The sequence below is a fragment of the Aeromonas sp. FDAARGOS 1406 genome (assembly GCF_019048565.1).
GTDB classification, from domain to species: Bacteria; Pseudomonadota; Gammaproteobacteria; order Enterobacterales; family Aeromonadaceae; genus Aeromonas; species Aeromonas caviae.
In genome coordinates this window covers 2027796-2052223 of sequence record NZ_CP077378.1, presented here as the reverse complement: position 1 = coordinate 2052223, position 24428 = coordinate 2027796, and the positions used below count along the sequence as shown (strand labels likewise).

The 24428-nt window shown below is 63.5% G+C and carries 24 protein-coding genes; 15 read left to right on the top strand and 9 right to left on the bottom strand.

Features of this window, described 5'->3' with window-relative positions; all coding sequences use genetic code 11:
- Positions 1–95 precede the first annotated feature (95 nt).
- Positions 96–830, top strand: coding sequence for an SDR family oxidoreductase (locus I6L36_RS09590; protein WP_041213919.1), 735 nt, complete (start codon positions 96–98; stop codon positions 828–830).
- Positions 831–886: 56 nt separating this feature from the next.
- Here I6L36_RS09590 and glnE read toward each other — a convergent pair whose 3' ends face one another.
- From glnE to I6L36_RS09575, 3 genes are all read right to left on the bottom strand, one after another.
- Positions 887–3760 carry a bifunctional [glutamate--ammonia ligase]-adenylyl-L-tyrosine phosphorylase/[glutamate--ammonia-ligase] adenylyltransferase gene (glnE, locus tag I6L36_RS09585; protein ID WP_254052362.1) on the bottom strand — a complete coding sequence of 958 codons (2874 nt, stop codon included), beginning with the start codon at positions 3758–3760 and terminating at the stop codon, positions 887–889.
- A 135-nt stretch (positions 3761–3895) separates the two neighbouring features.
- Positions 3896–4336, bottom strand: coding sequence for a GNAT family N-acetyltransferase (locus tag I6L36_RS09580; RefSeq protein WP_010675667.1), 441 nt, complete (start codon positions 4334–4336; stop codon positions 3896–3898).
- A gap of 107 nt (positions 4337–4443) precedes the next feature.
- Positions 4444–5694 carry a methyl-accepting chemotaxis protein gene (locus I6L36_RS09575; protein WP_109112033.1) on the bottom strand — a complete coding sequence of 417 codons (1251 nt, stop codon included), beginning with the start codon at positions 5692–5694 and terminating at the stop codon, positions 4444–4446.
- Positions 5695–5794: 100 nt separating this feature from the next.
- Here I6L36_RS09575 and I6L36_RS09570 point away from each other — a divergent pair, with 100 nt between their 5' ends.
- The 9 genes from I6L36_RS09570 (at position 5795) to I6L36_RS09530 (ending at position 15480) form a co-directional block, all read left to right on the top strand.
- Complete coding sequence (locus tag I6L36_RS09570; RefSeq protein ID WP_109112032.1) at positions 5795–6547, top strand: potassium channel family protein; 753 nt, start codon at positions 5795–5797, stop codon at positions 6545–6547.
- Between the two features lie 152 nt (positions 6548–6699).
- Positions 6700–7305 carry a TIGR04211 family SH3 domain-containing protein gene (locus tag I6L36_RS09565; RefSeq protein WP_010675664.1) on the top strand — a complete coding sequence of 202 codons (606 nt, stop codon included), beginning with the start codon at positions 6700–6702 and terminating at the stop codon, positions 7303–7305.
- 165 nt (positions 7306–7470) lie between these two features.
- A complete protein-coding gene (gene nudC / locus I6L36_RS09560; RefSeq protein WP_109112031.1) occupies positions 7471–8250 on the top strand; it encodes an NAD(+) diphosphatase in 780 nt (259 codons plus the stop codon).
- 139 nt (positions 8251–8389) lie between these two features.
- The gene (gene hemE, locus I6L36_RS09555) at positions 8390–9457 is read left to right on the top strand and encodes a uroporphyrinogen decarboxylase (protein WP_109112030.1); all 1068 of its coding nucleotides are present in this window, start codon (positions 8390–8392) and stop codon (positions 9455–9457) included.
- Between the two features lie 152 nt (positions 9458–9609).
- Positions 9610–10539 carry an ROK family protein gene (locus tag I6L36_RS09550; protein ID WP_109112029.1) on the top strand — a complete coding sequence of 310 codons (930 nt, stop codon included), beginning with the start codon at positions 9610–9612 and terminating at the stop codon, positions 10537–10539.
- Positions 10540–10589: 50 nt separating this feature from the next.
- Positions 10590–11600: an erythrose-4-phosphate dehydrogenase gene (gene epd, locus I6L36_RS09545; RefSeq protein WP_041211676.1), complete on the top strand. Its 1011-nt coding sequence runs from the start codon at positions 10590–10592 to the stop codon at positions 11598–11600.
- Positions 11601–11666: 66 nt separating this feature from the next.
- A complete protein-coding gene (locus I6L36_RS09540; RefSeq protein ID WP_216987107.1) occupies positions 11667–12830 on the top strand; it encodes a phosphoglycerate kinase in 1164 nt (387 codons plus the stop codon).
- A gap of 115 nt (positions 12831–12945) precedes the next feature.
- Positions 12946–14025: a class II fructose-bisphosphate aldolase gene (fbaA, locus tag I6L36_RS09535; RefSeq protein WP_010675658.1), complete on the top strand. Its 1080-nt coding sequence runs from the start codon at positions 12946–12948 to the stop codon at positions 14023–14025.
- Positions 14026–14178: 153 nt separating this feature from the next.
- Positions 14179–15480 carry an FAD-binding oxidoreductase gene (locus tag I6L36_RS09530; protein WP_041213912.1) on the top strand — a complete coding sequence of 434 codons (1302 nt, stop codon included), beginning with the start codon at positions 14179–14181 and terminating at the stop codon, positions 15478–15480.
- A 20-nt stretch (positions 15481–15500) separates the two neighbouring features.
- Here I6L36_RS09530 and I6L36_RS09525 read toward each other — a convergent pair whose 3' ends face one another.
- The 3 genes from I6L36_RS09525 to cutA all read right to left on the bottom strand — a co-directional run bounded on the left by I6L36_RS09525 (position 15501) and on the right by cutA (position 18143).
- Positions 15501–15926 (bottom strand): hypothetical protein, encoded by a 426-nt coding sequence (locus I6L36_RS09525; protein WP_109112028.1) that lies wholly within the window; start codon positions 15924–15926, stop codon positions 15501–15503.
- 124 nt (positions 15927–16050) lie between these two features.
- Complete coding sequence (locus I6L36_RS09520) at positions 16051–17829, bottom strand: protein-disulfide reductase DsbD (RefSeq protein WP_109112027.1); 1779 nt, start codon at positions 17827–17829, stop codon at positions 16051–16053.
- Positions 17826–18143, bottom strand: coding sequence for a divalent-cation tolerance protein CutA (gene cutA / locus I6L36_RS09515; RefSeq protein ID WP_010675653.1), 318 nt, complete (start codon positions 18141–18143; stop codon positions 17826–17828). Before cutA ends, I6L36_RS09520 begins: the two co-directional genes overlap by 4 nt.
- A gap of 183 nt (positions 18144–18326) precedes the next feature.
- Here cutA and I6L36_RS09510 point away from each other — a divergent pair, with 183 nt between their 5' ends.
- Entirely contained in the window at positions 18327–18668 is a 342-nt protein-coding gene (locus I6L36_RS09510; RefSeq protein ID WP_010675652.1) for a hypothetical protein, read from the top strand.
- 70 nt (positions 18669–18738) lie between these two features.
- On the opposite strand, the gene I6L36_RS09505 is transcribed toward I6L36_RS09510, so the two are convergent.
- Positions 18739–19176 carry a PACE efflux transporter gene (locus I6L36_RS09505; protein WP_039040541.1) on the bottom strand — a complete coding sequence of 146 codons (438 nt, stop codon included), beginning with the start codon at positions 19174–19176 and terminating at the stop codon, positions 18739–18741.
- Positions 19177–19302: 126 nt separating this feature from the next.
- Between I6L36_RS09505 and I6L36_RS09500 the strand changes: the two genes are divergently transcribed.
- Complete coding sequence (locus I6L36_RS09500; protein ID WP_109112026.1) at positions 19303–20184, top strand: LysR family transcriptional regulator; 882 nt, start codon at positions 19303–19305, stop codon at positions 20182–20184.
- 7 nt (positions 20185–20191) lie between these two features.
- On the opposite strand, the gene ygfZ is transcribed toward I6L36_RS09500, so the two are convergent.
- Complete coding sequence (ygfZ, locus tag I6L36_RS09495) at positions 20192–21103, bottom strand: tRNA-modifying protein YgfZ (protein ID WP_162540521.1); 912 nt, start codon at positions 21101–21103, stop codon at positions 20192–20194.
- Positions 21104–21216: 113 nt separating this feature from the next.
- On the opposite strand from ygfZ, the gene I6L36_RS09490 reads away from it, so the two are divergent.
- On the top strand, positions 21217–21486 hold the full coding sequence (locus I6L36_RS09490) for a succinate dehydrogenase assembly factor 2 (RefSeq protein ID WP_041213909.1): 270 nt from the start codon (positions 21217–21219) through the stop codon (positions 21484–21486).
- Between the two features lie 58 nt (positions 21487–21544).
- The gene (locus tag I6L36_RS09485; RefSeq protein ID WP_109112035.1) at positions 21545–21916 is read left to right on the top strand and encodes a protein YgfX; all 372 of its coding nucleotides are present in this window, start codon (positions 21545–21547) and stop codon (positions 21914–21916) included.
- Positions 21917–22036: 120 nt separating this feature from the next.
- On the opposite strand, the gene nadB is transcribed toward I6L36_RS09485, so the two are convergent.
- Complete coding sequence (gene nadB, locus I6L36_RS09480; RefSeq protein ID WP_048208412.1) at positions 22037–23644, bottom strand: L-aspartate oxidase; 1608 nt, start codon at positions 23642–23644, stop codon at positions 22037–22039.
- Between the two features lie 181 nt (positions 23645–23825).
- Here nadB and rpoE point away from each other — a divergent pair, with 181 nt between their 5' ends.
- Positions 23826–24407: an RNA polymerase sigma factor RpoE gene (gene rpoE, locus I6L36_RS09475; RefSeq protein WP_010675645.1), complete on the top strand. Its 582-nt coding sequence runs from the start codon at positions 23826–23828 to the stop codon at positions 24405–24407.
- Positions 24408–24428: the final 21 nt, after the last annotated feature.

Genomic DNA, 24428 nt, shown 5'->3' with positions numbered 1-24428 from the left:
TCTTTGTTGTGGTGCCGGGCGTCACGGGACGAGGTGTGGTCGCCAACATGAGGTACTATGCGAAGCAGTCATCGAAACCGGGAACAGGAGGGTTCATGAACAAACGGGTGCTGATCACCGGCGGCGGCAGAGGTATCGGGGCCGCGACAGCCCGCTATCTGGCGGCGCAGGGTTACCATCTCTGTCTCAACTATCGTCAGGACAGGGCGTCCGCCGAGGCGGTGGTGGCCGAGATCCTGGCCACCCATCCGGTCGAGTGCATCGCGGTGCAGGCCGATGTCAGCGTAGAGGCCGAGGTGGTGCGCCTGTTCGAGGAGATGGACGCGCGGCTCGGCCCCGTCACTCATCTGGTGAACAACGCCGGCAGGTTGCAGCCCCAGATGCGGGTGCTGGAGATGAGCGCCGAGCGCATCAACCAGACCCTGACCACCAATGTCACCAGCTGCTTTCTCTGCTGCCGCGAGGCGGTGCGCCGCATGACGGCGGGGGGCGCCATCGTCAATGTCTCTTCCGCCGCCGCCCGGCTGGGCTCCCCCGGGGAGTACGTGGATTATGCCGCCGCCAAGGGGGCCGTCGACGTGCTGACCAGAGGCTTGTCGCTGGAGCTGGCGGCTCAGGGGATCCGGGTCAACGGGGTGCGTCCTGGTTTCATCTACACCGACATGCATGCCGACGGCGGCGAGCCCGGCCGGGTGGACAGGATCAAGGGGGCCATTCCGCTGCAACGGGGCGGCGAACCCCGTGAGGTAGCGGCCGCCATCGCCTGGCTGCTGTCTGACGAGGCCTCCTATGCCACCGGCACCTTTATCGATGTGGCAGGCGGGCGCTAGGTCATCTTCAACAAGCCTCTCGTCAACGAGAAGGGGCGCCATGGCGCCCCTTCTGCTTATTCTCCCAGCAGCTGTTGCCAGACCGCCAGCACATGGCCCCGCTCTCGCGGCAACTGATCGTCCCCCACCTTGCGGGAGATCTCCGAGAGATTGAGGCGATGGCCGAGGTTGCGGATCTCCAGATAGGCCTGCTTGAGCCCCTCTGCCTGCTCCAGTGTGAGCACCCCCGCCATCACGCACTCATCGAAGATGCGCACATTGTCTGACCAGCGGGTGAGGGCGTCCGGCTCACCGCAGGCATGGGCCAGCACCAGGTACTGGGCGATGAACTCGATGTCCACCATGCCGCCGGGGGACTGCTTGAGATCGAACTCTCCCTCTCCCGCCTTGAGCAGGTGATCCCGCATCTTCTGGCGCATCTCCCGCACTTCGCGGGCCAGGGTGGGCAGATCCCGCTCCTTGGCCAGCACGTCGCGGCGGATGCGGGCAAATTCGGCGACCACGGCATCATCGCCATAGATGGGACGGGCTCGCACCAGGGCCTGATGCTCCCAGGTCCAGGCTTCCTGCTGCTGGTACTGCTCATAGGCCGACAGCGATGAGACCAGCAGGCCTGAGTCGCCGGAGGGGCGCAGCCGCATGTCGATCTCGTAGAGGATGCCGGACGGAGTGCGGGTGCTGAACAGATGCAGGATCCGCTGGGCCAGGCGCAGGTAGAACTGGCGGCTGTCGATGGGCTTGCGGCCATCGGTGTAACTGTTGGGGTCGCCGCCGTGCAGGAACACCAGATCGAGATCCGAGCCGTAGCCGAGTTCGATGCCCCCCAGCTTGCCGTAGGCCACCACCGCAAAGCCGCGCTGGCCGCTCACCGCCACCTCGGGCGGCACCCCGTAGCGTTCGCTCATCTGGGCCCACGCCTGATTGACCACCTCCTCGGTGATCGCCTCCGCCAGCCAGGTGAGGTGGTCGCTCACCTTCATCAGCGGCAGGGCGCCGGCGATGTCGGCGGCGACGATGCGCAGCAGCTGCACCTGCTTGAACTGGCGCAGCGCCTCCATCTGCTGCTCCACGTCCTCCTCGGGGATGCGCAGCAGGAACTGGCGCAGCTGGGGCTTGTACTGATCCAGCGGGGTGGGGTGGTAGAGGTGCTGGGGATCCAGCAGCTCGTCCAGCAGGATGGGGTAGCGGGCCAGCTGCTCGCTCACCAGGTTGCTCTCGTCACACAGGCGCACCAGCTGGCGCAGGGCGGCGGGGTTTTCCGCCAGCAGTTGCAGATAGGCGCTGCGGGTGAAGATGCGGGTCAGCAGGGTGCAAACCCGCTCGAACAGGCGGGCGGGCTCGCGGCTCGCCACCACCAGCCGCAGCAGCTCCGGCATCAGCCAGTCCAGGGCGATGCGCCCCTGGGGCCCCACCTGACGGCGCTTGTACTCCTCCTTGAAACGCAGCAGGGCGGCGCAGAGGGGGGCAGGCTCCACCACTCCCTGTGTGGTCAGCAGTTTTTCCAGCTCGGCGGCATCAAGCTCGGTGCGCCAGAGATCGAGCCAGAGCTGTTCCAGGTGGGCGGGGGCCTCCTTCTCTTCCCCCACCACGGCGACGAACTCCTGATGGACAGCGGCCATCTCCTCATCGAGGTGGGCCATGAAGGCGTCCCAGTCGGTAAAGCCGAGGGTGGCGATGAGCCGCTGGCGATCCCGCTCCTCGGTGGGCAGAGTCTGGGTCTGCTGATCGCCGATCTCCTGCAAGATGTTTTCCACCCGGCGCAGGAAGCGATAGGCGGTGAGCAGGCGTTCGCACTGGCTCCCCTCCAGGGCACCCCCCTGGGCGATGGCGGCCAGCGCCTCGGGCAGGTGGCGTACCCGCAGGGCGGGCTCGCGCCCGCCACGGATGAGTTGCAGCGCCTGGGCGATGAACTCCACCTCGCGAATGCCCCCGGCCCCCAGCTTGATGTTGCCCTCCAGTCCCTTGCGGCGCACCTCGGCGGCGATCATCGCCTTCATCTGGCGCAGGCCGTCGATGACGCCGAAGTCGATATAGCGGCGGAACACGAAGGGGCGCAGCAGTTCGGTCAGGGCCATGGCGTGTTCGCACTGGGGGCCCAGCACCCGCGCCTTGACCATGGCGTAGCGTTCCCAGTTGCGGCCGTGATGCTGGTAGTAGTCCTCCATGGCGGCGAAGGAGATGGCGAGCGGCCCCGCATCGCCAAAGGGGCGCAGCCGCATGTCGACCCGGAACACCTGACCATCCTGGGTGGGCTGGTGGAGGGCGTTGATGAGACGCTGCCCGAGCTTGATGAAGAACTGCTGATTGGCGAGCTCCCGCCGCCCGCCAACGGTGTAGCCGTTCTCGGGGAAGGTGAAGATAAGGTCGATGTCCGAGGAGAAGTTGAGCTCGCCGCCGCCGAGCTTGCCCATCCCGAGGATGAGCAGCGGCTGGGGGTTACCATCGCCGTCCATGGGGGTGCCCAGCTCGCTGCACTGTTTGGCGTAGAGCCAGTCGCGGGCTCCACAGATGAGGGCATCCGCCAGCTTGGTGAGATGGATGAAGCTCTCTTCGACCTCGGACTCCCCGAGCAGCTCGCGCCAGGCGATCACCAGCATGCGGCTGCGGCGGAACTGGCGCAGGATGCGCTTGAGCGCCTCCTCGTCCGCGACCTCGGCGAGCAGGGCTGCGAGCTCAGGTTCATAGGCGGGCCAGCGCTCGGCCCGGGTCAGTGCGTCCGATGCCAGGGTCTCGGCCAGCAGCCCCGGCTGCTTGATAAGGGAGTCGGCGACAAAGTCGGAGAGGCCGAGCAGGGTCAGCAGGGTCTGGCGGGTGGGCTCGGGCAGTGCGTCATACTGGGGCGCCAGAGCGAGCAGCCGCTGCCAGTGGCGCAGGGCCTGCTCCTGCAGCAAGGGAGAGAAGGCGGAGAAAGAGGGAGAGTGCTGGGCCACGGTTGCCATCCTTGTGGTTGACGAGTCTGCAGGGAGAGTGAAATGCCGGCTGCCAATCTAGCACTCCCGGGCGCTGGCGTCACAGCGCCGCTGCCCGGAAGGTGATCCGGCGACGGATCTGGCGATCGGCCGGGCTCAGGGACGCCGGTAGATCTCGGGGTCGTAGATTTCCATCAGGCTGCCGGGGCTTCTCGGCGGCACAAAACCGAAACCGGCGTAGAGGCCGTGGGCATCGGAGGTGGCGAGGGAGAGACGGCGCAGCCCTTGCAGCTCCGGGTGGGCGAGGATGGCTGCCACCAGGGCCTTGCTGTGACCGCGCCCGCGATGTTCGGGCAGCACGAAGACGTCGGCGAGATAACCGAAGGTGGCCTTGTCGGTGATGACCCGGGCGAAGGCGACCTGCTGGCCGTCGAGATAGGCTCCGAAGCACAGGGAGTGGTTGATGGCCCGCTGCAGGGTGGCGAGGGGAATGCCGAGGCACCAGTAGGCCTCTTCACTGAGGAAACGGTGAATGAGCGGGACGTCGAGGCGCCCCTTGTCGTCGCTTATCTCAAGCGCACGTTCTGTGGTCTGCATCCTGGCTCCTTGCCGTGATGAAAAAAGAAAGGCCCCTAAGGGGGCCTTCCAGTGTACTCAAATCACGACCTCAGGCCAGCCTGTAGGTTTGACGACGGGCGCCAGCATCAGGCCAGCTTGAAGGCCTGGATATGGCTGTCCAGCGTCTGGCTGTGGTGTTCCACCAGTTCGGAGGCATCTTTCAGCTCCCGCAGCACCACGACGGAGCCTTCCACCACCTGTTTGACCTGCTCCAGGTTGGCATTCATCTCCTCGGCGACCGAGCTCTGCTGCTCGGAGGCGGCGGCGATCTGGCGGTTCATGTCGGCCACTCCCTGCACCCGTTGCACTATGGTGTCGAGCTGGGTACCTGCCTGGGTCACCTGCTCCACCCCCTTGTCCGCCTGCTGCACGCTCTCGGCCATCAGGCCGACGGCCTGGCGGGCGTTGCCCTGAAGCTGCTCGATCATCTTCTGGATCTCGACGGTGGCTGCCTGGGCACGGTTCGCGAGTTCGCGCACCTCGGAGGCGACCACGGCAAAACCGCGACCCGCCTCACCGGCGCGGGCGGCCTCGATGGCGGCGTTCAGGGCCAGCAGGTTGGTCTGCTCGGAGATGCTGCGGATGGTGTCCACCACGGAGCCGATGCGATCGACCCCGTGCTCCACTTCGTTGACCACGGTGGAGGAGCGCTGGATGTTGCCGGAGAGAGTGTCGATGGTGTTGACGGTAGCCGCCACGCAGCGGCTGCCCTCCTCGGCCAGCTGGCTGGTTTCGGCGGTGGCGTGGGACGCCTGCTCCGCGTGGTTGGCCACTTCTCGAATGGCACCCACCATCTGGCTCATGGCGCTGGCAAGCTGCTCAATCTGGGTGAACTCCTCGTTGATGGCCTCGTTCGCCTCATCCATGCAGAGAGTCACCTGGGAGGCGATCTCGTTGAGCTCCTTGCAGGCGGCACGCTGGGTCCCGAACACCTCCTTGAGGTTCTCCTGGGAGTGGGCCACCGCCTTGGCGATGTCGCCGAACTCGTCCCGGGACTTGAGCAGCACGCTGTGGCTGAGATCCTTGTTGGCGAAACGCTCCAGTAGCCCCACCAGGTAGTGGACCTGCTTGACCATGAGGCGGGAGCCGGTGAGCAGCAGCACCACGAAGACGACCCCCATGAGCGCCGTCTCCACCAGCCCGGTCCAGAGCAGGCGATCGGCAATGGCATTGGCCTTGGCGGCATCAATGCCCTCGCTGAGCAGGGTCGCTTCCAGGTTGCTGGCATCGAACCAGAGTTTGGCCAGCAGCAGCAGGGTGCTGAACACCATGAGCAGCACCACCTTGGGCACCAGTCGGATGTTGCTCATGCGCCTCTCCAGCGGGTTCAACTGCATAATTTTTCTCCTTCCAACGTCCATTATTCCTTTGCCGTCATAGCTATCGGCATTATCTTCCTTTTTATTAATTTGCACCGTGCTTAAAGTTGGAAAATGTATGCGACATCACTTAACTCATTTGCGTACCATGGATCTGCTGATGGGGTTTCTCTCCGTGATTTCGGTCTGCCTGGTGGCCGCTCGCTGGCTGGGGCACGGTGAACTGAGCCCCCAGACCCTGCAGCTCTTTTATGATGTCGACAGTCTGATCTGCTACTTCTTCCTCGCTCACTTCGCCTATGGCTGGGCGCGCGCCTCCGACAGGATGGCTTTCTTCAAGAGCAACTGGTTCTATCTGCCCGGCAGCCTGCCCATGGTGGAACAACTGCGCTGGGCGCGGCTCATCCAGCTGTGGCGGGTCTACCAGTTGCTCCGGGACAGACCGGATCTGCTGGCCATGTTCCGTCGTGAACGCAACGAAACCACCCTCTCCGGCATTCTCTTCCTCTTCTTCCTGTTGCTGGGGGTCGGCTCCGGCGTCATGTACTGGCTGGAAACGGAGCAACCCGGCAGCCAGATCCAGACTCCTTACGATGCCTTCTGGTGGACGCTGGTGACCCTCTCTACCGTGGGATACGGGGATCTGGTGCCCAAGACGGAGGAGGGGCGCTTCGTCGCCAGCCTGCTGATCCTCTTTGGCGTGGGGTTGTTTGGCGCCCTCAGCGGCTTCATGGCCAGCCTGTTCGTCCATCCCGGCAAGACCAACGACGACACCGCTGTGTGGCGACGCCAACAGAGCGAGCAGCAGGCGCAACTGCTCAAAGAGCTCAAGGCCCTGCGCGCCGAGGTGCAGGCGCTGAAACAGAAGTAGGTGCGACGTCTGGAATGGTCGCGTCGTAAACCGGCGGTGCTGCGAGACAGCTCTCACTCGGGGAGATGGCGCTTTTCTTTGCTTGTCCTTTGACCCGCAGGCGGCTTAACATTCGGCCTGCAACCTAATCCAACGAAGAGAATCGATCGACCATGCGCGCCCTTCTCGGGATCCTGATCTGCTTGTGTGCCCAACAGGCACTGGCCGATACCCGCTATGTTTCAGACAACATCTTTACCTATATCCACAACGGTCCGGGTACCCAGTACCGGATCCTCGGCAGCGTCAAGGCCGGTGAGCCGCTGGAGGTCAAGGCGGTGAACCAGGAGGCCGGATTCACCCAGGTGGTGGACGGTCGTGGCCGCGAGGGCTGGATCAAGAACAGCGAGCTGCAGGGGGAGATCAGCCTGCGTGAACGCCTTCCCCAGGTTCAGAAAGAGCTGGACGAAGCCAAGGCCCGTCTGCTGAACCTCAATGGCGACAACGAGAAACGCTTCGCCGAGAAGGATGGCAAGATCGCCGAGCAGAGCAAGGAGATCGCCAGCCTCAAAGCCCGTCTGGACAGCCAGAGCGCCGAGATGAGCAGCCTCAAGGAACAGAACGACGCCCTGACCCAGAGCTATGACAACCGTGAGCACGACATGCAGATGGACTGGTTCATCCGCGGTGGTGCCATGGTGGGGGGCGGCATCCTGCTCGGGATCCTCCTGCCCATGCTCCCGCGCCGTCGCAAGAGCAGCGAGCGCTGGATGAACTGATCGCCCGGGCGGTCAACAGGATGAAAGGTCGCCAGAGGCGGCCTTTTTTCATGGTGTGTCTGGCGAGAAGAGGGCCATGTCGGGGGTCGCCATCGGCCCTTCCCGCTCGTAAGATGAGGCGAACGATCCTGTGCCGCGCGCATTCTCAACAAGAGCCTTCATCATATGTCATCAACTGAACAGGCCTTCTGGTTCGTGCTGGGGGGCGATCACCTCGTCCTGCTGGATGAACAGGGGCGCATTCCACAAGGACCCCGCGCCGTTTTGCCCACCCATCTGCACACCGCCCCCTTCGAGCGCTTCGACGAGTGGGACGGCCTGCCTTGCCATCTGCTGGATCTGGGGGCAGAGGCGGAGACCGGGGCCATGGCCCCGCTGCGCCAGCTCATGGTGGCGGGGGACGAAGAGGGCTTTCGCCTCGCAGGACGGGCCTGGCAGCTCGCCACTTTTCGCCGAACCCATCGTTTCTGCGGTGAGTGCGGCGCCCCCATGACCCCGAGGGAAGGAGAGTGGGCCCAGGGGTGTCATCACGGCCATGTCGTCTATCCGCGCATCTCCCCCTGCATCATCGTCGCGGTGCGCAAGGGGCCGGCCATCTTGCTGGCAGCCCACCGCCGTCACTATCAGGCGGATGATCCCATGTATACCGTGCTGGCCGGCTTCGTGGAGGCAGGGGAGAATCTGGAGCAGTGCGTGGTGCGGGAGGTGTTCGAGGAGAGCGGCATCCGGGTGGCCAATGTGCGTTACGTGGCGAGCCAGCCCTGGCCCTTCCCCCACAGCCTGATGATGGGCTTCACCGCCGACTACGAGAGCGGCGAGATCAAGGTGCAGGATGACGAACTGGTGGCGGCAGGGTTCTTTGAGGCTGACCGGCTGCCGCGCTTGCCCCCTCATGGCACCATAGCGCGCCGGCTCATCGAACAGTGCCTCGCCGAGGCGCGTTGAGGGAAAACGGGGGCGCTTGTATGCGCCCCCTCACATCTTTGCACTCCTGCGGCGATGTGCGGCGTCAGGGTCGCCCTCAGCCTTGCACAAAGTGGTATCATGTCCGCCATTTTATGCGTGACATGACTCAGGAACTGGGATGAAAGAGCTGAAAAACGATCGATACCTGCGTGCCCTGCTGCGCCAGGAAGTGGACATGACCCCGGTATGGATGATGCGTCAGGCTGGCCGTTATCTGCCGGAATACAAGGCGACCCGCGCCGTTGCGGGGGATTTCATGTCCCTGTGTCGCAACGCCGAGCTGGCCTGTGAAGTCACCCTGCAGCCCCTGCGCCGCTATCCACTCGATGCCGCCATCCTCTTCTCCGACATCCTGACCGTGCCCGATGCCATGGGGCTGGGCCTCTACTTCGAACACGGGGAAGGCCCGCGCTTCGAGCGCCCGATCACCTCCATGGCCGAGGTGCAGGCCCTGCCCATCCCGGATCCGGAAGACGAGCTCGGCTACGTGATGAATGCGGTGCGCACCATCCGCCGCGAGCTCAAGGGCGACGTGCCGCTCATCGGCTTCTCCGGCAGCCCCTGGACCCTGGCCACCTACATGGTGGAGGGGGGCAGCTCCAAGGCCTTCACCAAGATCAAGAAGATGATGTATGCAGAGCCGCAGACCCTGCATCTGCTGCTCGACAAGCTGGCGGACAGCGTGATTAGCTATCTCAATGCCCAGATCAGGGCGGGTGCCCAGGCGGTCATGGTATTCGACACCTGGGGCGGCGTGCTCACCCCGCGGGATTACCGCGACTTCTCCCTGCAGTACATGCACAAGATCGTCGATGGCCTGATCCGTGAACATGAGGGCCGCCGTGTGCCGGTCACCCTGTTCACCAAGAACGGCGGCCAGTGGCTGGAGCAGATCGCCACCACCGGCTGTGATGCCCTGGGGCTGGACTGGACCACCGACATCGCCGACGCCAAACGCCGGGTCGGCGACAAGGTGGCGCTGCAAGGCAACATGGACCCCTCCATGCTCTACGCCACCCCGGAGCGGATCCGCGAAGAGGTCGCCACCATTCTGGCTGGTTTCGGTCATGGCAACGGTCATGTCTTCAACCTGGGGCACGGCATCCATCAGGATGTGGACCCGGAACACGCCGGCGTGTTCGTCAACGCGGTGCATGAGCTCTCCGCCCGGTACCACGGTCGCTGAGCGCGGCAAACAGCGTGATGAACGGGGCCTGCGGGCCCCGTTTTGCTGTCCGTGACACAGGGGGCTGCATCCTGGTCGCGGCTCGGGTTACACTGCACCCCCCATGTTGGCCGTCGTGGCCGGGATGGGGTCGTTGAAGGGCAGGAGGCTGGATGGAGAAGCGGGCGTGGGATTGGGGCATCGACCTTGGCGGGACCAAGTGCGAGTGCGTGGTGCTCGATGGCGACGAAGTGTTGCTGCGCCACCGCATTCCCACTGAACGGCACGGCGGCTACCAGCACATGCTGGGCCAGATCGCCAAACTGGTGGACGAGTGTGCCGCCAAACTCGGTCAGCGTCCTGCACTCATCGGCATGGGGACGCCGGGGGCCCGGGACCCCCAGACCGGGCTGCTGAAAAACAGCAACACCACCGAGTTCAACGGCAAGCCGCTCAAGGAAGATCTGGAGCGCAGGCTGGGCGTCCCCGTGCTCATCGCCAACGACGCCAACTGTTTCGTCCTGGCGGAAACCCATCTGGGGGCGGTGCGCCAGCATCATCCCGATGCAAAATTGGTGTTCGGCATCATCATGGGCACCGGGGTCGGGGCCGGCATCGTCATCAACGGCCAGATCCTCAACGGTCACCACGGCATCGCCGGGGAGTGGGGGCACAACGTCCTGTTGCCGGAGGGGCCAGAGTGCTACTGCGGCAAGCGCGGCTGCGTCGAAACTCTCATCAGCGGCCCGGCGCTGGAGGCCTGGTACGAGGCCAGGACCAAACGCCGTCTCTCGCTCGCCCAGATTGCTGCGGCCAGTGCCCATGATCATGTCGCCAGGCTCACCATGGACAGGTTGCACCTGCTGTTCGGCCAGGCCCTCGCCAACGTGATCAATATTCTCGATCCGGACGTCATCGTCATCGGTGGCGGCGTGGGCAATGTGCAGAGCCTCTATCGCGCCGGGCGCGAAACGGTATTGCCCTTCCTGTTCAACCCCCGTTTCGCCACCCCCATGATAGCGCCGGCCCTGGGGGACAGCGCCGGGGTATTCGGTGCCGCACTGCTGGCCCGCGGCGTCTTTCGCGAGGCACTGCTCTCGTGAGTCGCCCCTTCCTCCCATCCCTTTGTCGCAGCTAAGGACACAACGTTTCCATGATCAAGATTGCCATCAACGGCTATGGCCGCATCGGCCGCAACGTGCTGCGGGCCCTCTACGAGAGCGGCCGCGACAAGACCATCAAGATAGTGGCCATCAACGAGCTGGCGGCCCCCGAGGCCATGGTGCACCTGACCCGCTTCGACACCAGCCACGGCCGGTTCCGCTATCCGGTGCAACTGGCGGGCAACAGCATGCAGGTGGGGGAGGATCTCATCGCCCTGTTTGCCGAGCGGGATCCGTCGAACTTGCCGTGGCGGGCGCTGGGGGTGGACGTGGTGCTGGACTGCACTGGGGTGTTCGGCTCCCGGGCCGATGCCGAGCTGCATCTGGGGGCGGGAGCGGGCAAGGTGCTCTTCTCCCATCCGGCGGACGCGGATGTGGACGCCACCATCGTCTACGGGGTCAACCACCAGGTGCTGACCGGGCGGGAGCGGATTGTCTCCAACGCCTCCTGCACCACCAACTGCGTGGTCCCCGTCATCGAAACATTGCATCGAGAATTTGAGATAAATTGTGGTACTATTACGACAATTCATTCGGCCATGCACGATCAGCAAGTCATCGATGCCTATCACGGCGACTTGCGCAGAACCCGGGCAGCCAGCCAGTCCATCATCCCGGTGGACACCAAGCTGGCAAAGGGGTTGGAACGTATCCTTCCCCACTTTGCCGGCAAGTTCGAGGCGATCGCGGTGCGGGTACCGACCATCAATGTAACCGCCATGGATCTGAGCATTACTGTTCGTAAAAAAGTGACAGTTAGTGACGTAAATCAAGCCCTGCAACGGGCATCCAGAGGTACATTACACGGTATTCTGGACTACACGGAAGAGCCACTGGTCTCCGTAGACTTTAATCATGATGCACACTCCTGCATCATTGATGGTACCCAGACCCGGGTCAGCGATGCCAACCTCGTCAAGATGTTGATGTGGTGCGATAACGAATGGGGCTTCGCCAACCGCATGCTGGATACCACCCGGGCCATGATGGCCGCAGGCTGAAAGTCTGCACCGGGCGCAAGGTTACTGTTTTTTTAACATTACCTGAAAATATATAGAGGACTGAATATGTCTGTTATCAAGATGACCGACCTGGATCTGGCGGGCAAACGCGTTCTGATCCGTGCTGACCTGAACGTGCCGGTAAAAGACGGCAAGGTCACTTCCGATGCACGTATCGTTGCGACTCTGCCGACCATCAAGCTGGCTCTGGAAAAGGGCGCCAAGCTGATGATCACCTCCCACCTGGGTCGTCCGAGCGAGGGTGAATACAACGAAGAATTCTCCCTGGCTCCGGTTGTCAACTATCTGAAAGACGCACTGTCCTGCCCGGTTCGTCTGGCCAAAGACTACCTGGATGGCGTAGACGTCGCTGCCGGTGAGCTGGTTGTGCTGGAAAACTGCCGCTTCAACAAAGGCGAGAAGAAGAACACCGAAGAGCTGGCCAAAAAATACGCCGCCCTGTGTGACGTCTTTGTAATGGATGCGTTCGGTACTGCTCACCGCGCCGAAGGTTCTACCTACGGTGTGGCCCAGTTCGCGCCGGTTGCCTGTGCAGGCCCCCTGCTGGCCGGTGAACTGGAAGCCCTGGGCAAAGCCATGCTGAAGCCCGAGCGCCCCATGGTTGCCATCGTGGGCGGCTCCAAGGTCTCCACCAAGCTGACCGTACTCGAATCCCTCTCCAAGATCGCTGACCAGCTGGTGGTCGGTGGTGGCATCGCCAACACCTTCATCGCTGCTGCCGGTCACAACGTCGGCAAGTCCCTGTGCGAGCACGATCTGATCGACACCGCCAAGAAACTGGCTGCCGAAACCAACATTCCGGTGACCACCGACGTGGTTGTGGGTGCCGAGTTCTCCGAATCCACCCCGGCCACCATCAAGTCCGTGTCCGACGTGACTGACGGCGACATGATCTTCGACATCGGTCCGGATTCCGCCAAGGCCCTGGCCGACATCATCATGAACGCCAAGACCATCCTGTGGAACGGCCCGGTCGGCGTGTTCGAGTTCGACCAGTTCGCTGAAGGCACCAAGGTGATCGCCGAAGCCATCGCCGCTTCCCCGGCCTTCTCCATCGCTGGCGGTGGTGACACCCTGGCTGCCATCGACAAGTTCGGCATCGCCGACAAGGTCTCCTACATCTCCACCGGCGGCGGCGCCTTCCTGGAGTTCGTAGAAGGCAAGGTACTGCCGGCTGTCGCGATTCTCGAAGAGCGCGCCAAAGCCTAATTGACCCGGGACGGGGGGCAAAAGCCTCCCGTTTCGTTTATCATGTGGCCGCTGTGCCGGTTCATGATGAACCCCCCACTTTTTATTAACGGCATACGAGACAGGACGATTAAACATGTCTAAGAAAATTTTCGACTTCGTAAAACCCGGCGTGATCACTGGTGATGACGTTCAGAAAGTGTTCGCCATCGCCAAGGAAAACGGCTTCGCTCTGCCGGCCGTCAACTGCGTCGGTACCGACTCCGTGAACGCCGTGCTGGAAGCTGCTGCCAAGGTCAAAGCCCCGGTTATCGTACAGTTCTCCAACGGTGGTGCCGTGTTCACCGCCGGCAAGGGTCTGAAGCTGGAAGGCCAGCAAGCTGCCATCCTGGGTGCCATCTCCGGTGCCAAGCACGTGCACGCCGTTGCCGAAGCCTACGGTGTACCGGTGATCCTGCACACCGACCACGCCGCCAAGAAGCTGCTGCCGTGGATCGACGGTCTGCTGGATGCCGGTGAGAAGCACTTTGCCGAAACCGGCAAGCCGCTGTTCTCCTCCCACATGCTGGATCTGTCCGAAGAGTCTCTGGAAGAGAACATCGACATCTGCTGCGAGTACCTGACTCGCATGGCCAAGATGAACATGACTCTGGAGCTGGAACTGGGCTGCACCGGCGGTGAAGAAGACGGCGTGGACAACAGCCACCTGGACCAATCCTCCCTGTACACCCAGCCGGAAGACGTGGCCTACGCCTACGAGCGTCTGTCCAAGATCAGCCCGCGCTTCACCATCGCTGCCTCCTTCGGCAACGTGCACGGTGTGTACAAGCCGGGTAACGTCAAGCTGACTCCGAAGATCCTGGACAACTCCCAGAAGTACGTCTCCGAGAAGTTCGGTCTGCCTGCCAAGTCCCTGGACTTCGTGTTCCACGGTGGCTCCGGCTCTACCCTGGAAGAGATCCGCGAATCCATCTCCTACGGCGTGGTGAAGATGAACATCGACACCGACACCCAGTGGGCGACCTGGGAAGGCGTGCTGAACTTCTACAAGTCCAACGAAGCCTACCTGCAAGGCCAGCTGGGCAACCCGGAAGGTGCCGACAAGCCGAACAAGAAGTTCTACGATCCGCGCGTATGGCTGCGTGCCGGTCAGACTTCCATGATCGCGCGTCTGGAGAAGGCCTTCTCCGACCTGAACGCCATCGACGTACTGTAATTCGCAGCACCTTGATTGCATGAAAAGGCGCCCTTCGGGGCGCCTTTTGCATTTCTGTGATCCTGACGGGCTGGATTGGGGATGGGGGGCTGGGTATTATCGATGACATCCGTTTAATTTAGTAAACGAATGCAACCAGGCAGGATGCTGAGCATGCAGACAGGAAGACAGGGACATCAGGAACACACGGCCTCCTATTACGCGGCCACTCGCAACGACCATCGGCAGTGGCCCGAGCTCAGTGGTGAGCTGGATGCGGACGTCTGCGTCATCGGTGGCGGTTTCACCGGCCTCAACACCGCCATCAACCTGGCCGATGCCGGTTACAAGGTGGTGTTGCTGGAGGCCAACCGCATTGGCTGGGGAGCGTCGGGGCGCAACGGCGGCCAGCTGATCCGCGGCATCGGCCACGATACCAGCCAGTTCGCCCGCTGGATTGGCGAGGCGGGCGTGCGGGAGCTGGATCTGATGGGGATCGAAGCGGTGCAACTGGTGCGCGAGCGGGTCGAGCGTTTCAATATCGAGTGCGATCTCACCTGGGGCTATTGCGATCTCGCCACCAAGGCGCGCCACCTGAAGGGCTTCGAGGAGGATGCCGAGCACCTGGCGAGCCTGGGTTACCGGCACGCACTGAAAATGGTGGCGCGGGAGGAGATGCACACCGTGGTCGGATCGGATCGCTATATCGGCGGGATGATCGACATGGGCTCCGGTCACCTGCATCCTCTCAACCTGGCCCTCGGCGAAGCGCGTGCGGCAGCCAGTCTCGGGGTCTCCCTGTTCGAACACTCAAGGGTGACCCACATCGACTACGGCGAGCGGGTCGAGGTGACCACGGCCCACGGCCGGGTCAGCGCGGACTACCTGGTGATCGGCTGCAACGCTTACCTGGGCGACCTCCAGCCCGATCTCGGGGGCAAGGTGCTGCCGGCAGGCTCCTACATTCTCGCCACCCAGGTGCTGGAGAAGCGCCTGCGCCAGCGCTTGCTGCCACAGAACATGGCGGTGTGCGATCAGAACGTGGCGCTCGACTACTATCGGCTGTCGGCGGACGGTCGCCTGCTGTTCGGCGGGGCCTGCAACTACTCGGGCCGTGACCCCCGCGATATCAAGGCCTTCATGCTGCCCAAGCTGCTGCGGGTCTTCCCCGAGCTCGCGGGTACCGCCATCGAGTTCCAGTGGGGGGGCATGATAGGCATAGGCGCCAACCGGCTGCCCCAGATAGGCCGCCTCGAGCAGCATCCCAACGTCTTCTATGCCCAGGCCTATTCGGGCCATGGCCTCAATGCCACCCACATGGCGGGCAAGCTGGTGGCGGAGGCGATCAAGGGGGAGAGCCGGGGCTTCGATCTCTTCAGCCGGGTCCCTCACATGACCTTCCCGGGTGGCCCGGCGCTGCGCTCTCCGTTGCTGGCGCTCGGGATGCTCTGGTATCGGCTGAAGGATCTGCTCTAGGGGGAGGGCGGGGTTCGGGCTTATCCCAGCTGCGTCGCGTCTGGCTCGGCCAGGCGCCAGCCCTGCTCCGTCTTCATCATCCAGACCTGGGTCTCCTGCGCCAGGGCCTGGCCTGCCTCGAAGTCGCCATATTTGCGCTCGAGCTCCATGAGCCCCATCTCCTGCTGGAAGGGGCCGACCCTGTCATAGACGAGATCCTCGTCGTGCAGCACCTGCAACTGATCCAGTCCCTGCTTGAAGTGGAGCTGGTAGCTCACCTTGACCAGATAGACCCCCTCCATCCGCTCCTCCTTGCCGAGCACGGCGAAGTCGCGGATGTCGAACAGGTCAGCATCTGTGCCCGCCTGCAACCTGGCGGTGACCTGGCTCTGGATGGTCTCTTCACCGGGACCTGCGTTGCAGCCATAAAGCCAGAGGGCCAGCAGGGGGATGAACCACTTTTTCATCAAAACTCCGGACGAACGAGACGGGAAAGGGCAAATTCTGCCACGGCGTCGGTCATATACAAGGGATTGCCGGAAAAATGGCGGTCAAACCGGGGGCCCACACGGTTGCACGGGCCACCCGGTATCAGGGCAGCTTGTCCAGCTGGCCGAGAAATTCGGCAGGCCCCATGAAGCCGGTCACCCGCTGGCCGCTCATCTCGTTGCCATCGCGATCGAAGAAGAGGAGGGTCGGCAATCCCAGCACGTTGAGGCCGTTGAGCAGATCCACGTCGGCGTCGTCGTTGGCGGTGACGTCCGCCTGCAGCAGCACCATCTCGCTGAAGCGCGCCTGCACATCGGGGTTGCTGAAGGTCTTGTGCTCGAACTCCTTGCAGGCCACGCACCAGTCGGCGTAGAGATCCAGCAGCACCGGCTTGCCGCGGGCGGCGGCGAGCTGCACCTTGAGATCGTCCAGGGTCTTGATGCGGATGAATCGGGGGGCCTGGGTCTGGGCGGCGGCATTGGCCCCCTCGGGTGGCAGCAGCAGATCCTTGCCCACCACCACAAGGCCCATCATCGCCAGCAGCAGGACGAAGCCGCCGAGGCTCTTGCCCACCGAATGGGCGCGATGTTGGTTGTGGTGATAGAGATAACCGCACAGCACCAGCCCCCAGCCGAGCCAGAGCAGGGTGGCGACGAGGTCGCTCAGGAGCCTTGAGAGCAGCAGGATGGGCACCGCCAGCAGGGCGAAACCAAAGAGTTGCTTGATCACATCCATCCAGGCGCCGGCCCTGGGCAGCAGCTTGCCGCCAGAGGTGCCGAGCAAGAGCAGCGGCAGCCCCATGCCCAGGGAGAGGGCATAGAGGGCCGCACCGCCGAGCCAGAGATCGCCACTCTGGGCCACGTAGATAAGGGCCCCGGAGAGCGGCGCCGTGGTGCAGGGGGAGCAGACCAGTCCCGAGATCATGCCCATGATGGCGACGCCGGCCACGGATCCGCCCTGCTGGCGGTTGGAGAAGCCCGAGAGACGGGTTTGCAGGCTGCTCGGCAGTTGCAGGGTGTAGAGCCCGAACATGGATAGGGCGAGCAGCACGAACATCACCGAGAGGCCGATGAGCACATAGGGGTGCTGCAGAGCCGCCTGGAATTGCAGGCCCGCCGAGGCGACGACGAGCCCGAGCAGGGTATAGGTGACCGCCATCCCCTGCACATAGACAAAGGAGAGCAGGAAGGCGCGACGGGTGGAGAGGCGATGCCCTGCCCCGGCGATGATCCCGGTCAGGATGGGATACATGGGGAAGACGCAGGGGGTGAAGGCGAGGCCGAGACCCAGGGCGAAGAAGGCGGCGACGCTGATCCAGAACCCCTGGCTGCCGAGGGCGGCCGCCAGCCTGTCCTGCTGGCTGCCCGGCACGTCGGTGCCCTGAAGGCTGGCCGGCGCTTCCGCCCGGGCGGGGGCGGCGAGGGGCTCGACGGCGATCCGCTTGTCGGTCGGTGGGTAGCAGAGTCCCTCGGTGCAGCCCTGGTAACTCAGAGTGAGGCTGGCCGCGTCCCCGACCCGGGTCAGCGCCACGGGGATCTGCACCTCCTGGTAATAGACCCGGCTCTTGCCGAAGAAGTCATCCTCGTGCTCGGTGCCGGGGGGCAGGACGGGCTCGTCGAAGGCGAGGTTCTCTCCCTTCACACGGATGCTGTGGCGATAGAGGTAGTAGCCGTCGGCGATGCGTATCCGGAGCAGCAGCCGATCACCCTGTTGTTCGCTCTCGAGGGAGAAGGCCTGATCCACCTTGAGGAATCTGGGCTGGGTCTCGATGCCGAGGCTGCCGAGCAGATCCTGGCTGCTGGCCCGGGCGGGGGCCGTCGTCAGGACGCAGAGCAGGCCCAGCAGCATCAGCAGGAAGGAGAGGGGGCGAGAGGCGGTCATGAGGTCTCCTGTGTCAACCAGTCGAGATAGGCAGGGTGGCCCTGGCTTGCCGGGAGCGCCAGGATCTCCGGTACCTCGTAGGGATGGTGGGCGAGAATGCACTGGCGCAGGGGTTCGAACAGAGCGGCCCGACTCTTGATGACGAGCTGGATCTCCCGGGTTCGTTCCGTCTTGCCCTGCCAGCGATAGACGGAGGTGACCCCGGGCAGCTGGTTGATACAGGCGGCGAGGCGCTGGTCGAGCAGCTGCTCGCAGAGGCGGTCTGCACTGGTCTCGTCGGGGCAGGTGCAGAGCACCAGAATGGCGTCGGTCATAGGGATGGACGGTCTCGGCAACGGGGCGCACGGGCCCCCTGGATCAGCCGTTACTATACCGGGCCGGGGGGCAAATAGCACCCGGCCCCCCGCACCCGGAATAAGTCATGCGCCCGAGATGGACGCTGTGAAAAGGACAGGGCAGAATGAGCGGGCTTGTTCCAATTCTACGTAAGGAAATGTATGACCCAACAGAATGAGCAGCAGAGAAACCGCATGTTGAGCCTGTTGCGTGAAGGGGAGCGCCGCATGCTGGTGCAACTGGCCGGTCTGCTGCGTACCAGTGTCGACGAGATCAATGCGGAGCTGGAAAAAGAGGAGCTGTTGTCGGCGTTGGAGCAACCCATCACGGTGGAGTACCTCAACGGCGTGGTGCAGCATCATCTGTTCGAACGCCTGCACAAGGGGGACATGGTGGCGGCCCAGCGCATGCTGAACCAGTACCAGAGCGACCTCGAAGCCATGATGCGCCAAGAAACCAGGCAGGACGACACCCCGCCGGAAGAGGTCAAGGCCCAGGCCTGACCCCGCGAGGCCCTCTTCAGCACCATCATGCCATCGCATGATGGTGCCTCGCCTTTACCCCTCGAATCGCTTATCCCAGCGCCTTCTGCACCTGTCCCATGGGAATGGGGAACACCTTGTCGTAACTCCAGTTGTAGACGAAGGCATAGACCAGGTAGAAGAGCACGAAGCCCATATCCAGCACCAGCGCCTCCAGCAGGCCGATGTCGAGCCACCAGGACATCACCGGCAGGGCCACGATCAGCAGGCCCCCCTCGAACCCCAGGGTGTGCAGCACCCGCTGCCACAGCGCCTTGTGGGTGTGGCCCTGATAGCGCAGCAGCAGCTTGTCCACCCCGATGTTGTAGACATAGTTCCAGACGGTGGCGACCACCGAGAAGAACAGGGCCAGGGGGCCCATGTGGTTGAGCCCGACGCCGGTCACCCAGCTGGCCAGCGGGGCGGCGATCAGCAGGCCAATCAATTCGAAGCCGATGGCGTGGCGCAGGCGGTCACGGGTCGTACGCATGGTCTGTCTCTCTCTCTTTGGTCAGGGAATGGCGGCAATGTATCGCCAAAACCGGATAGATTCACGTTGGTATCTATCGCTAAAATAGATAGATGTGACGACACAACAGCACGGCGGAGCAGGCTCATGACCCCTTCACTGGAACACTTCAAGGCATTGCTGGCGACGGCCGAGACCGGGTCGTTCTCGGCGGCGGCGCGCAGGCTGGGCAAGGCCCAGTCGGTGGTGAGTGCCGCCATCGCCAACCTGGAGATCGATCTCGGCCATGCGCTGTTCGATCGCAGCGGCCGCTATCCCGTGCTGACCGAGGCGGGTGCCCGCATCTGTCAGGAGGCGGGGGTGCTGCTGGCCCAGAGCGAGCGACTGCAGGCCATCGCCGGAGAGCTGGCCAACGGCGTCGAGTCGCGCCTCACCCTGGCCATCGACGATGACTCCCACCTGCCCTGGCTTGGCTCCCTGCTGGAGGAGTTCGCCAGCCGTTACCCGGCGGTGGAGCTGGAGCTGTTGTTCCCGCTGATGGAGGACGTGACCGAGCTGCTCAAGAGCGGCCGTGCCCAGCTCGGCATCAGCTATCAGAAGGCGCACCCCGAGCGGGAGCTGGTCTCCCGCTCCCTGGGGACGGTCACCATGCCCCTGGTGGTCTCTCCGGATCACCCCCTGGCCCACAAGACGCCGTTGAAGGAGAGCGACCTGCAAGGGGCTCGCCAGTTGATGGTGACCGGACGGCGGGAGGGGACGGAGCGCCATCGCTTCCGCCTCTCGGCGCAAGTGTGGTGGGTGGAGGGGGATCTCGGGATCCTGGAACTGGTGAAACTGGGGCTGGGATGGGCGGCGGTGCCCGAGTTTCTGCTGCACCGGCCCCTGGCGCGGGGGGAGCTGGTGGTGCTCAAGCCGGACTTCATCGCCGAGGCGGAACTGGCGCTGGAGTTGCAGTGGTATCGCGCCCGCCCGCTCGGGCAGGCGGGGCGCTGGTTGCAGGAGGCACTGCTGGCGCGGGTGCCTCGCTAGGGGGGATTCAGTCGATCAACGCATAGGGCAGGGGCTGCAGACCGAGGCTGGAGCCCTCTTCCAGCTTGAGGCGGAAGCGGGCGTCGGCCTCGGTGTCCTTGGGCAGCACGGCGGTGAGCCACACCTGACCCTGCTGCTGCCAGGCGTTGAGCACTAGACCGCTGCGGCGCCAGTTGTCACCGAGCTGGATCTCCAGGGTGTCACCGCTGGCCACCTGCGTTGCGGCAGTGCCGCTCAGCACGAAGAGGGCGCGGTTGTTGGCGCCGCGATACTTGGCGCGCGCCACCGTCTCCTGCCCCATGTAGCAGCCCTTGTTGAAGCTGATGCCATCAAGAGCTTGCAGGTTCAGCATCTGGGGGATGTATTCCCCCTGATGGACCGCTTCCAGATGGGGGAGGCCGGCTTTGATTTCCAGCCCCCACCAGAGTCCTTCGTCGCCCACCGGCAGGTTCAGGGCCAGCGGGGATGCGCTCGCCAGCAGCCAGCGGTCCGCCTCCACCCTGACTGCCATGCCGCCCTCCACCAGACCGGTGTCGGTCAGCGCGAAGTGCTGTGCCATCCAGTCGTCCGTCCCCTGACCAGCCAGTCCGGTCAGGCTGCCCTGAAACTCGCCTATCTCGACCTTGGCAAAGATCGCAAACTTCTTGAGCTCCGGCAGCTGGCGTGCCAGCACCGAGGGCTTGGTCAGCATCAGCAGGCTGTCTTCCAGGCAGAGCAGGCGAAAATCGCTCCACAGCTTGCCCTTGGGATCGCAGTGGCCGCCGAGGGTGCTCTGGCCCGGTTGCAGGGCGTTGACGTCGCAGGTGACCTGACCTTGCAGATACTTGGCGCGATCCGGGCCGCCGAGGCGGGTGATGGTCAGGTTGGTCAGGGAAAACAGGGTCGGCTCGGCAGGAAGAAGAGGGGTCGGCAGGCTCACGATGGGATTCCAGAGACAGAAAGTATGTGACCTGCATGGTAAAGACGTAAGGAATGTTTGTCAGCCGGAAAATCCTGCTGCTACCATTCCCCGGTCTTTGTAAGGAGAGTTCCATGTTGAACCCAAGTGAGAAGTCCCGCCTGAAGTGGGCCTGCCGTCGCGGCATGCTCGAGCTGGATGTGATCTTTATGCCCTTCTTTGAGCACGAGTTCGATGGCCTCGGCGAGGCCGAACAGCGCACCTTCATCCGCCTGCTGGAGTGCGAGGATCCCGAGCTGTTCCGCTGGTGCATGGGTCACGGCGTGCCCGAGGATCCCGATTTTGCCGCCATGATCCCCCTGATCCTCGAGCGCAACCAGGCCCGCCACGACAGCCTGCGCTGAGCCCGACTCGCGACCGCCACCCCTCATGGCCAGCCTCGCGTCTCCCCAGCGGGTAGTGATGCCCGTGATCGCCTCCCGCCAGCAGCGTCTGTTGCTGTGCATCCTGTTTCTGTTGCTGCTCTTGCCCGTCGCCAGCCTGATCCAGGGCTGGCAATGGGGGCTGTTCCTCCCTGTCTGGGGGCTGGGCCTGTGGCGCGCGTTGCGTCGCCATCCGGCGGCGAGCGGCGTGCTCGTCTGGGATGGGGAGTGGCTCGAGTGGCAAGGGGGGCGCCATCGGCTGGATCCCCGCAGCCGCATCCTGCCAGGGGTGCTCTGGTTGCGGCTGAAGACGGTGGAGGGCTCCGAGGGGCAGCTCTGGCTCTTCTCCGATGCCCTGGCCCCTGCACACTACCGCGCCCTGGCCCGCGCCATCCACCTCGCTGTCCGCTAGAGGCGTCTCTCTCTACCTGCTACATCTGCCGCTCATAGCAGATGACCCCGCCTGGGCGGGGTCATCTGGGGGAGGGCATACGCCCGAATCGAACGCAACGGCCTTATTCCTGATCCGGCGTCATTCCCGATCCGGGGTCAGCACGGTCGGCTTGGAGTCCGGCTGCATGTCCGGATAATCCAGGTTGTAATGCAAACCGCGTGACTCCTTGCGCTCCAGGGCGCAGTTGACGATGAGCTCGGCCACCTGCAACAGGTTGCGCAGCTCCAGCAGGTTGTTGGAGACCCGGAAGTTGGCGTAGTACTCCTGCACCTCCTGCTTGAGCAGGTCGATGCGACGCTTGGCCCGGGCCAGGCGCTTGTTGGTGCGCACTATGCCCACGTAGTCCCACATCATCAGCCGCAGCTCGTGCCAGTTGTGCTGGATCACCACCTGCTCGTCCGAGTCATCCACCTGGCTCTCGTCCCAGGCCGGCAGGCTGGGGGGCGCCACGCTGGTGGGCAGCTTGGCCAGGATGTCGGCTCCCGCCTGATGGGCATAGACCACGCATTCGAGCAGGGAGTTGGAGGCCATGCGATTGGCGCCGTGCAACCCGGTATAGGTCACCTCGCCGATGGCATAGAGGCCGGGGATGTCGGTTTGGCCGTTGTTGTCGATCATCACGCCGCCACAGGTGTAGTGGGCCGCCGGGACGATGGGCATCGCCTCCTTGGTGATGTCGATACCGACCGCGAGGCAGCGCTCATAAATGGTCGGGAAGTGCTTGATGATGAAATCCGCCGGCTTGTGGCTGATGTCCAGATACATGCAATCCGCCCCGAGGCGCTTCATCTCGTGGTCGATGGCGCGGGCGACGATGTCCCGCGGGGCCAGCTCGGCCCGCTCGTCAAACTCCGGCATGAAGCGGCTGCCGTCCGGGCGGCGCAGGTAGGCCCCCTCGCCGCGCAGGGCCTCGGTCAGCAGGAAGTTGGGGTCGTCCGGGTGGAACAGGCTGGTGGGGTGGAACTGGTTGAACTCCAGATTCGCCACCCGGCAGCCGGCACGCCATGCCATGGCGATGCCATCGCCAGAGCTCACATCGGGGTTGGAGGTGTACTGGTACACCTTGGAGGCCCCGCCGGTGGCCAGCGCCACGAAGCGGGCGCGGATCACCTCGACCTGCTCGGCGTTGCGATTCCAGACATAGGCTCCCAGTACCTTGTTGCCCGGCAGACCCAACTTGCGGGTGGTGATGAGATCGACCGCGTTGAAGCGCTCCATCAGCTGGATGTTGGGGTGGGCGCGCACCTGGTCGATCAGGGTGAGCTGCACCGCCTTGCCGGTGGCATCGGCCGCGTGGAAGATGCGGCGATGGCTGTGGCCCCCTTCCCGGGTCAGGTGATAGTGGGATTCCCCCTCGGCATCCTCTTCCTGATCGAAGGGGACCCCCTGCTGAATGAGCCACTGGATGGAGTCGCGGGCGTTGCGGGCGGTGAACTCCACCACCGCCGGGTCGCACAACCCGGCGCCGGCGTTGAGCGTGTCGCTCACGTGGGATTCGATGCTGTCGGTCTCGTCGAACACGGCAGCGATGCCTCCTTGCGCATAGAGAGTGGCCCCCTCACTGATGGGCCCCTTGCTCAGAACCAGGACTTTGGCCTGGTCTGCCAATCGCAACGCGAGGGACAGACCGGCGGCACCGCTGCCAATGATGAGTACGTCGCAAAGGTATTCAACACTTGCTTTCATAAGTATCATTGGCCTGGATTAAGAACTGGCCCCATGGTAGCCCAAGGGGGGTTGTGATGCAGCCCGCATCACATTTTTTTCAATGCAAGCGAACTTTCCCTGATTCCTCCTGTCTGAACTTGTGCGCTTAGAAGGGGCCGGAAAAGAAAAACGATAACCTGATGGGGGTTTTACGGCTCTGATGAGCGACCAGAATCTACTGGACGAACAGCTGGTTGAACGGGTCCAGCGTGGCGATAAAAATGCATTCAACCTGTTGGTACGCAAGTACCAGCACAAGGTGGTCAACCTGGTGGCCAGGTATGTCAACAATCCGGGCGATGTACCGGATGTGGCGCAGGAGGCATTCATCAAGGCCTACCGTGCGTTGCCGACATTCCGTGGCGAGAGCGCGTTTTACACCTGGTTGTACCGGATCGCCGTCAACACGGCCAAAAACTACCTGACGTCACAGGGGCGCAGACCGCCCAGCAGTGATGTCGAAGCGGACGAGGCTGAATATTATGGTGGTGGTGAAGCCCTGCAAGAGGTGGCCACCCCGGAAAACCTGGCGCTGACCGACGAGATCAAGCGTACCGTGTTTACCGCCATAGAAGCCTTGCCAGAAGATTTGAGAACGGCGATCACCCTTCGTGAAATGGAAGGGCTGAGCTACGAGGAGATTGCAGAGATCATGGATTGCCCTGTGGGTACGGTGAGATCCCGCATCTTCCGGGCGAGGGAAGCAATCGATAAAAAGCTGCAACCTCTGATCGAGCATTAACTGGGGAAAGACAGGCAAACT

What these genes read in the sequence shown, in the direction of transcription:
- nadB (WP_048208412.1), bottom strand. Translation starts at nt 23,644, where the DNA reads ATGAAAGCAAGTGTTGAATACCTTTGCGACGTACTCATCATTGGCAGC.
- I6L36_RS09485 (WP_109112035.1), top strand. Translation starts at nt 21,545, where the DNA reads ATGCCCGTGATCGCCTCCCGCCAGCAGCGTCTGTTGCTGTGCATCCTG.
- I6L36_RS09530 (WP_041213912.1), top strand. Translation starts at nt 14,179, where the DNA reads ATGCAGACAGGAAGACAGGGACATCAGGAACACACGGCCTCCTATTAC.
- I6L36_RS09540 (WP_216987107.1), top strand. Translation starts at nt 11,667, where the DNA reads ATGTCTGTTATCAAGATGACCGACCTGGATCTGGCGGGCAAACGCGTT.
- hemE (WP_109112030.1), top strand. Translation starts at nt 8,390, where the DNA reads ATGAAAGAGCTGAAAAACGATCGATACCTGCGTGCCCTGCTGCGCCAG.
- I6L36_RS09565 (WP_010675664.1), top strand. Translation starts at nt 6,700, where the DNA reads ATGCGCGCCCTTCTCGGGATCCTGATCTGCTTGTGTGCCCAACAGGCA.
- I6L36_RS09500 (WP_109112026.1), top strand. Translation starts at nt 19,303, where the DNA reads ATGACCCCTTCACTGGAACACTTCAAGGCATTGCTGGCGACGGCCGAG.
- fbaA (WP_010675658.1), top strand. Translation starts at nt 12,946, where the DNA reads ATGTCTAAGAAAATTTTCGACTTCGTAAAACCCGGCGTGATCACTGGT.
- I6L36_RS09525 (WP_109112028.1), bottom strand. Translation starts at nt 15,926, where the DNA reads ATGAAAAAGTGGTTCATCCCCCTGCTGGCCCTCTGGCTTTATGGCTGC.
- I6L36_RS09590 (WP_041213919.1), top strand. Translation starts at nt 96, where the DNA reads ATGAACAAACGGGTGCTGATCACCGGCGGCGGCAGAGGTATCGGGGCC.
- I6L36_RS09490 (WP_041213909.1), top strand. Translation starts at nt 21,217, where the DNA reads ATGTTGAACCCAAGTGAGAAGTCCCGCCTGAAGTGGGCCTGCCGTCGC.
- I6L36_RS09520 (WP_109112027.1), bottom strand. Translation starts at nt 17,829, where the DNA reads ATGACCGCCTCTCGCCCCCTCTCCTTCCTGCTGATGCTGCTGGGCCTG.
- I6L36_RS09550 (WP_109112029.1), top strand. Translation starts at nt 9,610, where the DNA reads ATGGAGAAGCGGGCGTGGGATTGGGGCATCGACCTTGGCGGGACCAAG.
- epd (WP_041211676.1), top strand. Translation starts at nt 10,590, where the DNA reads ATGATCAAGATTGCCATCAACGGCTATGGCCGCATCGGCCGCAACGTG.
- nudC (WP_109112031.1), top strand. Translation starts at nt 7,471, where the DNA reads ATGTCATCAACTGAACAGGCCTTCTGGTTCGTGCTGGGGGGCGATCAC.
- cutA (WP_010675653.1), bottom strand. Translation starts at nt 18,143, where the DNA reads ATGACCGACGCCATTCTGGTGCTCTGCACCTGCCCCGACGAGACCAGT.
- I6L36_RS09505 (WP_039040541.1), bottom strand. Translation starts at nt 19,176, where the DNA reads ATGCGTACGACCCGTGACCGCCTGCGCCACGCCATCGGCTTCGAATTG.
- rpoE (WP_010675645.1), top strand. Translation starts at nt 23,826, where the DNA reads ATGAGCGACCAGAATCTACTGGACGAACAGCTGGTTGAACGGGTCCAG.
- I6L36_RS09570 (WP_109112032.1), top strand. Translation starts at nt 5,795, where the DNA reads ATGCGACATCACTTAACTCATTTGCGTACCATGGATCTGCTGATGGGG.
- I6L36_RS09575 (WP_109112033.1), bottom strand. Translation starts at nt 5,694, where the DNA reads ATGCAGTTGAACCCGCTGGAGAGGCGCATGAGCAACATCCGACTGGTG.
- I6L36_RS09580 (WP_010675667.1), bottom strand. Translation starts at nt 4,336, where the DNA reads ATGCAGACCACAGAACGTGCGCTTGAGATAAGCGACGACAAGGGGCGC.
- I6L36_RS09510 (WP_010675652.1), top strand. Translation starts at nt 18,327, where the DNA reads ATGACCCAACAGAATGAGCAGCAGAGAAACCGCATGTTGAGCCTGTTG.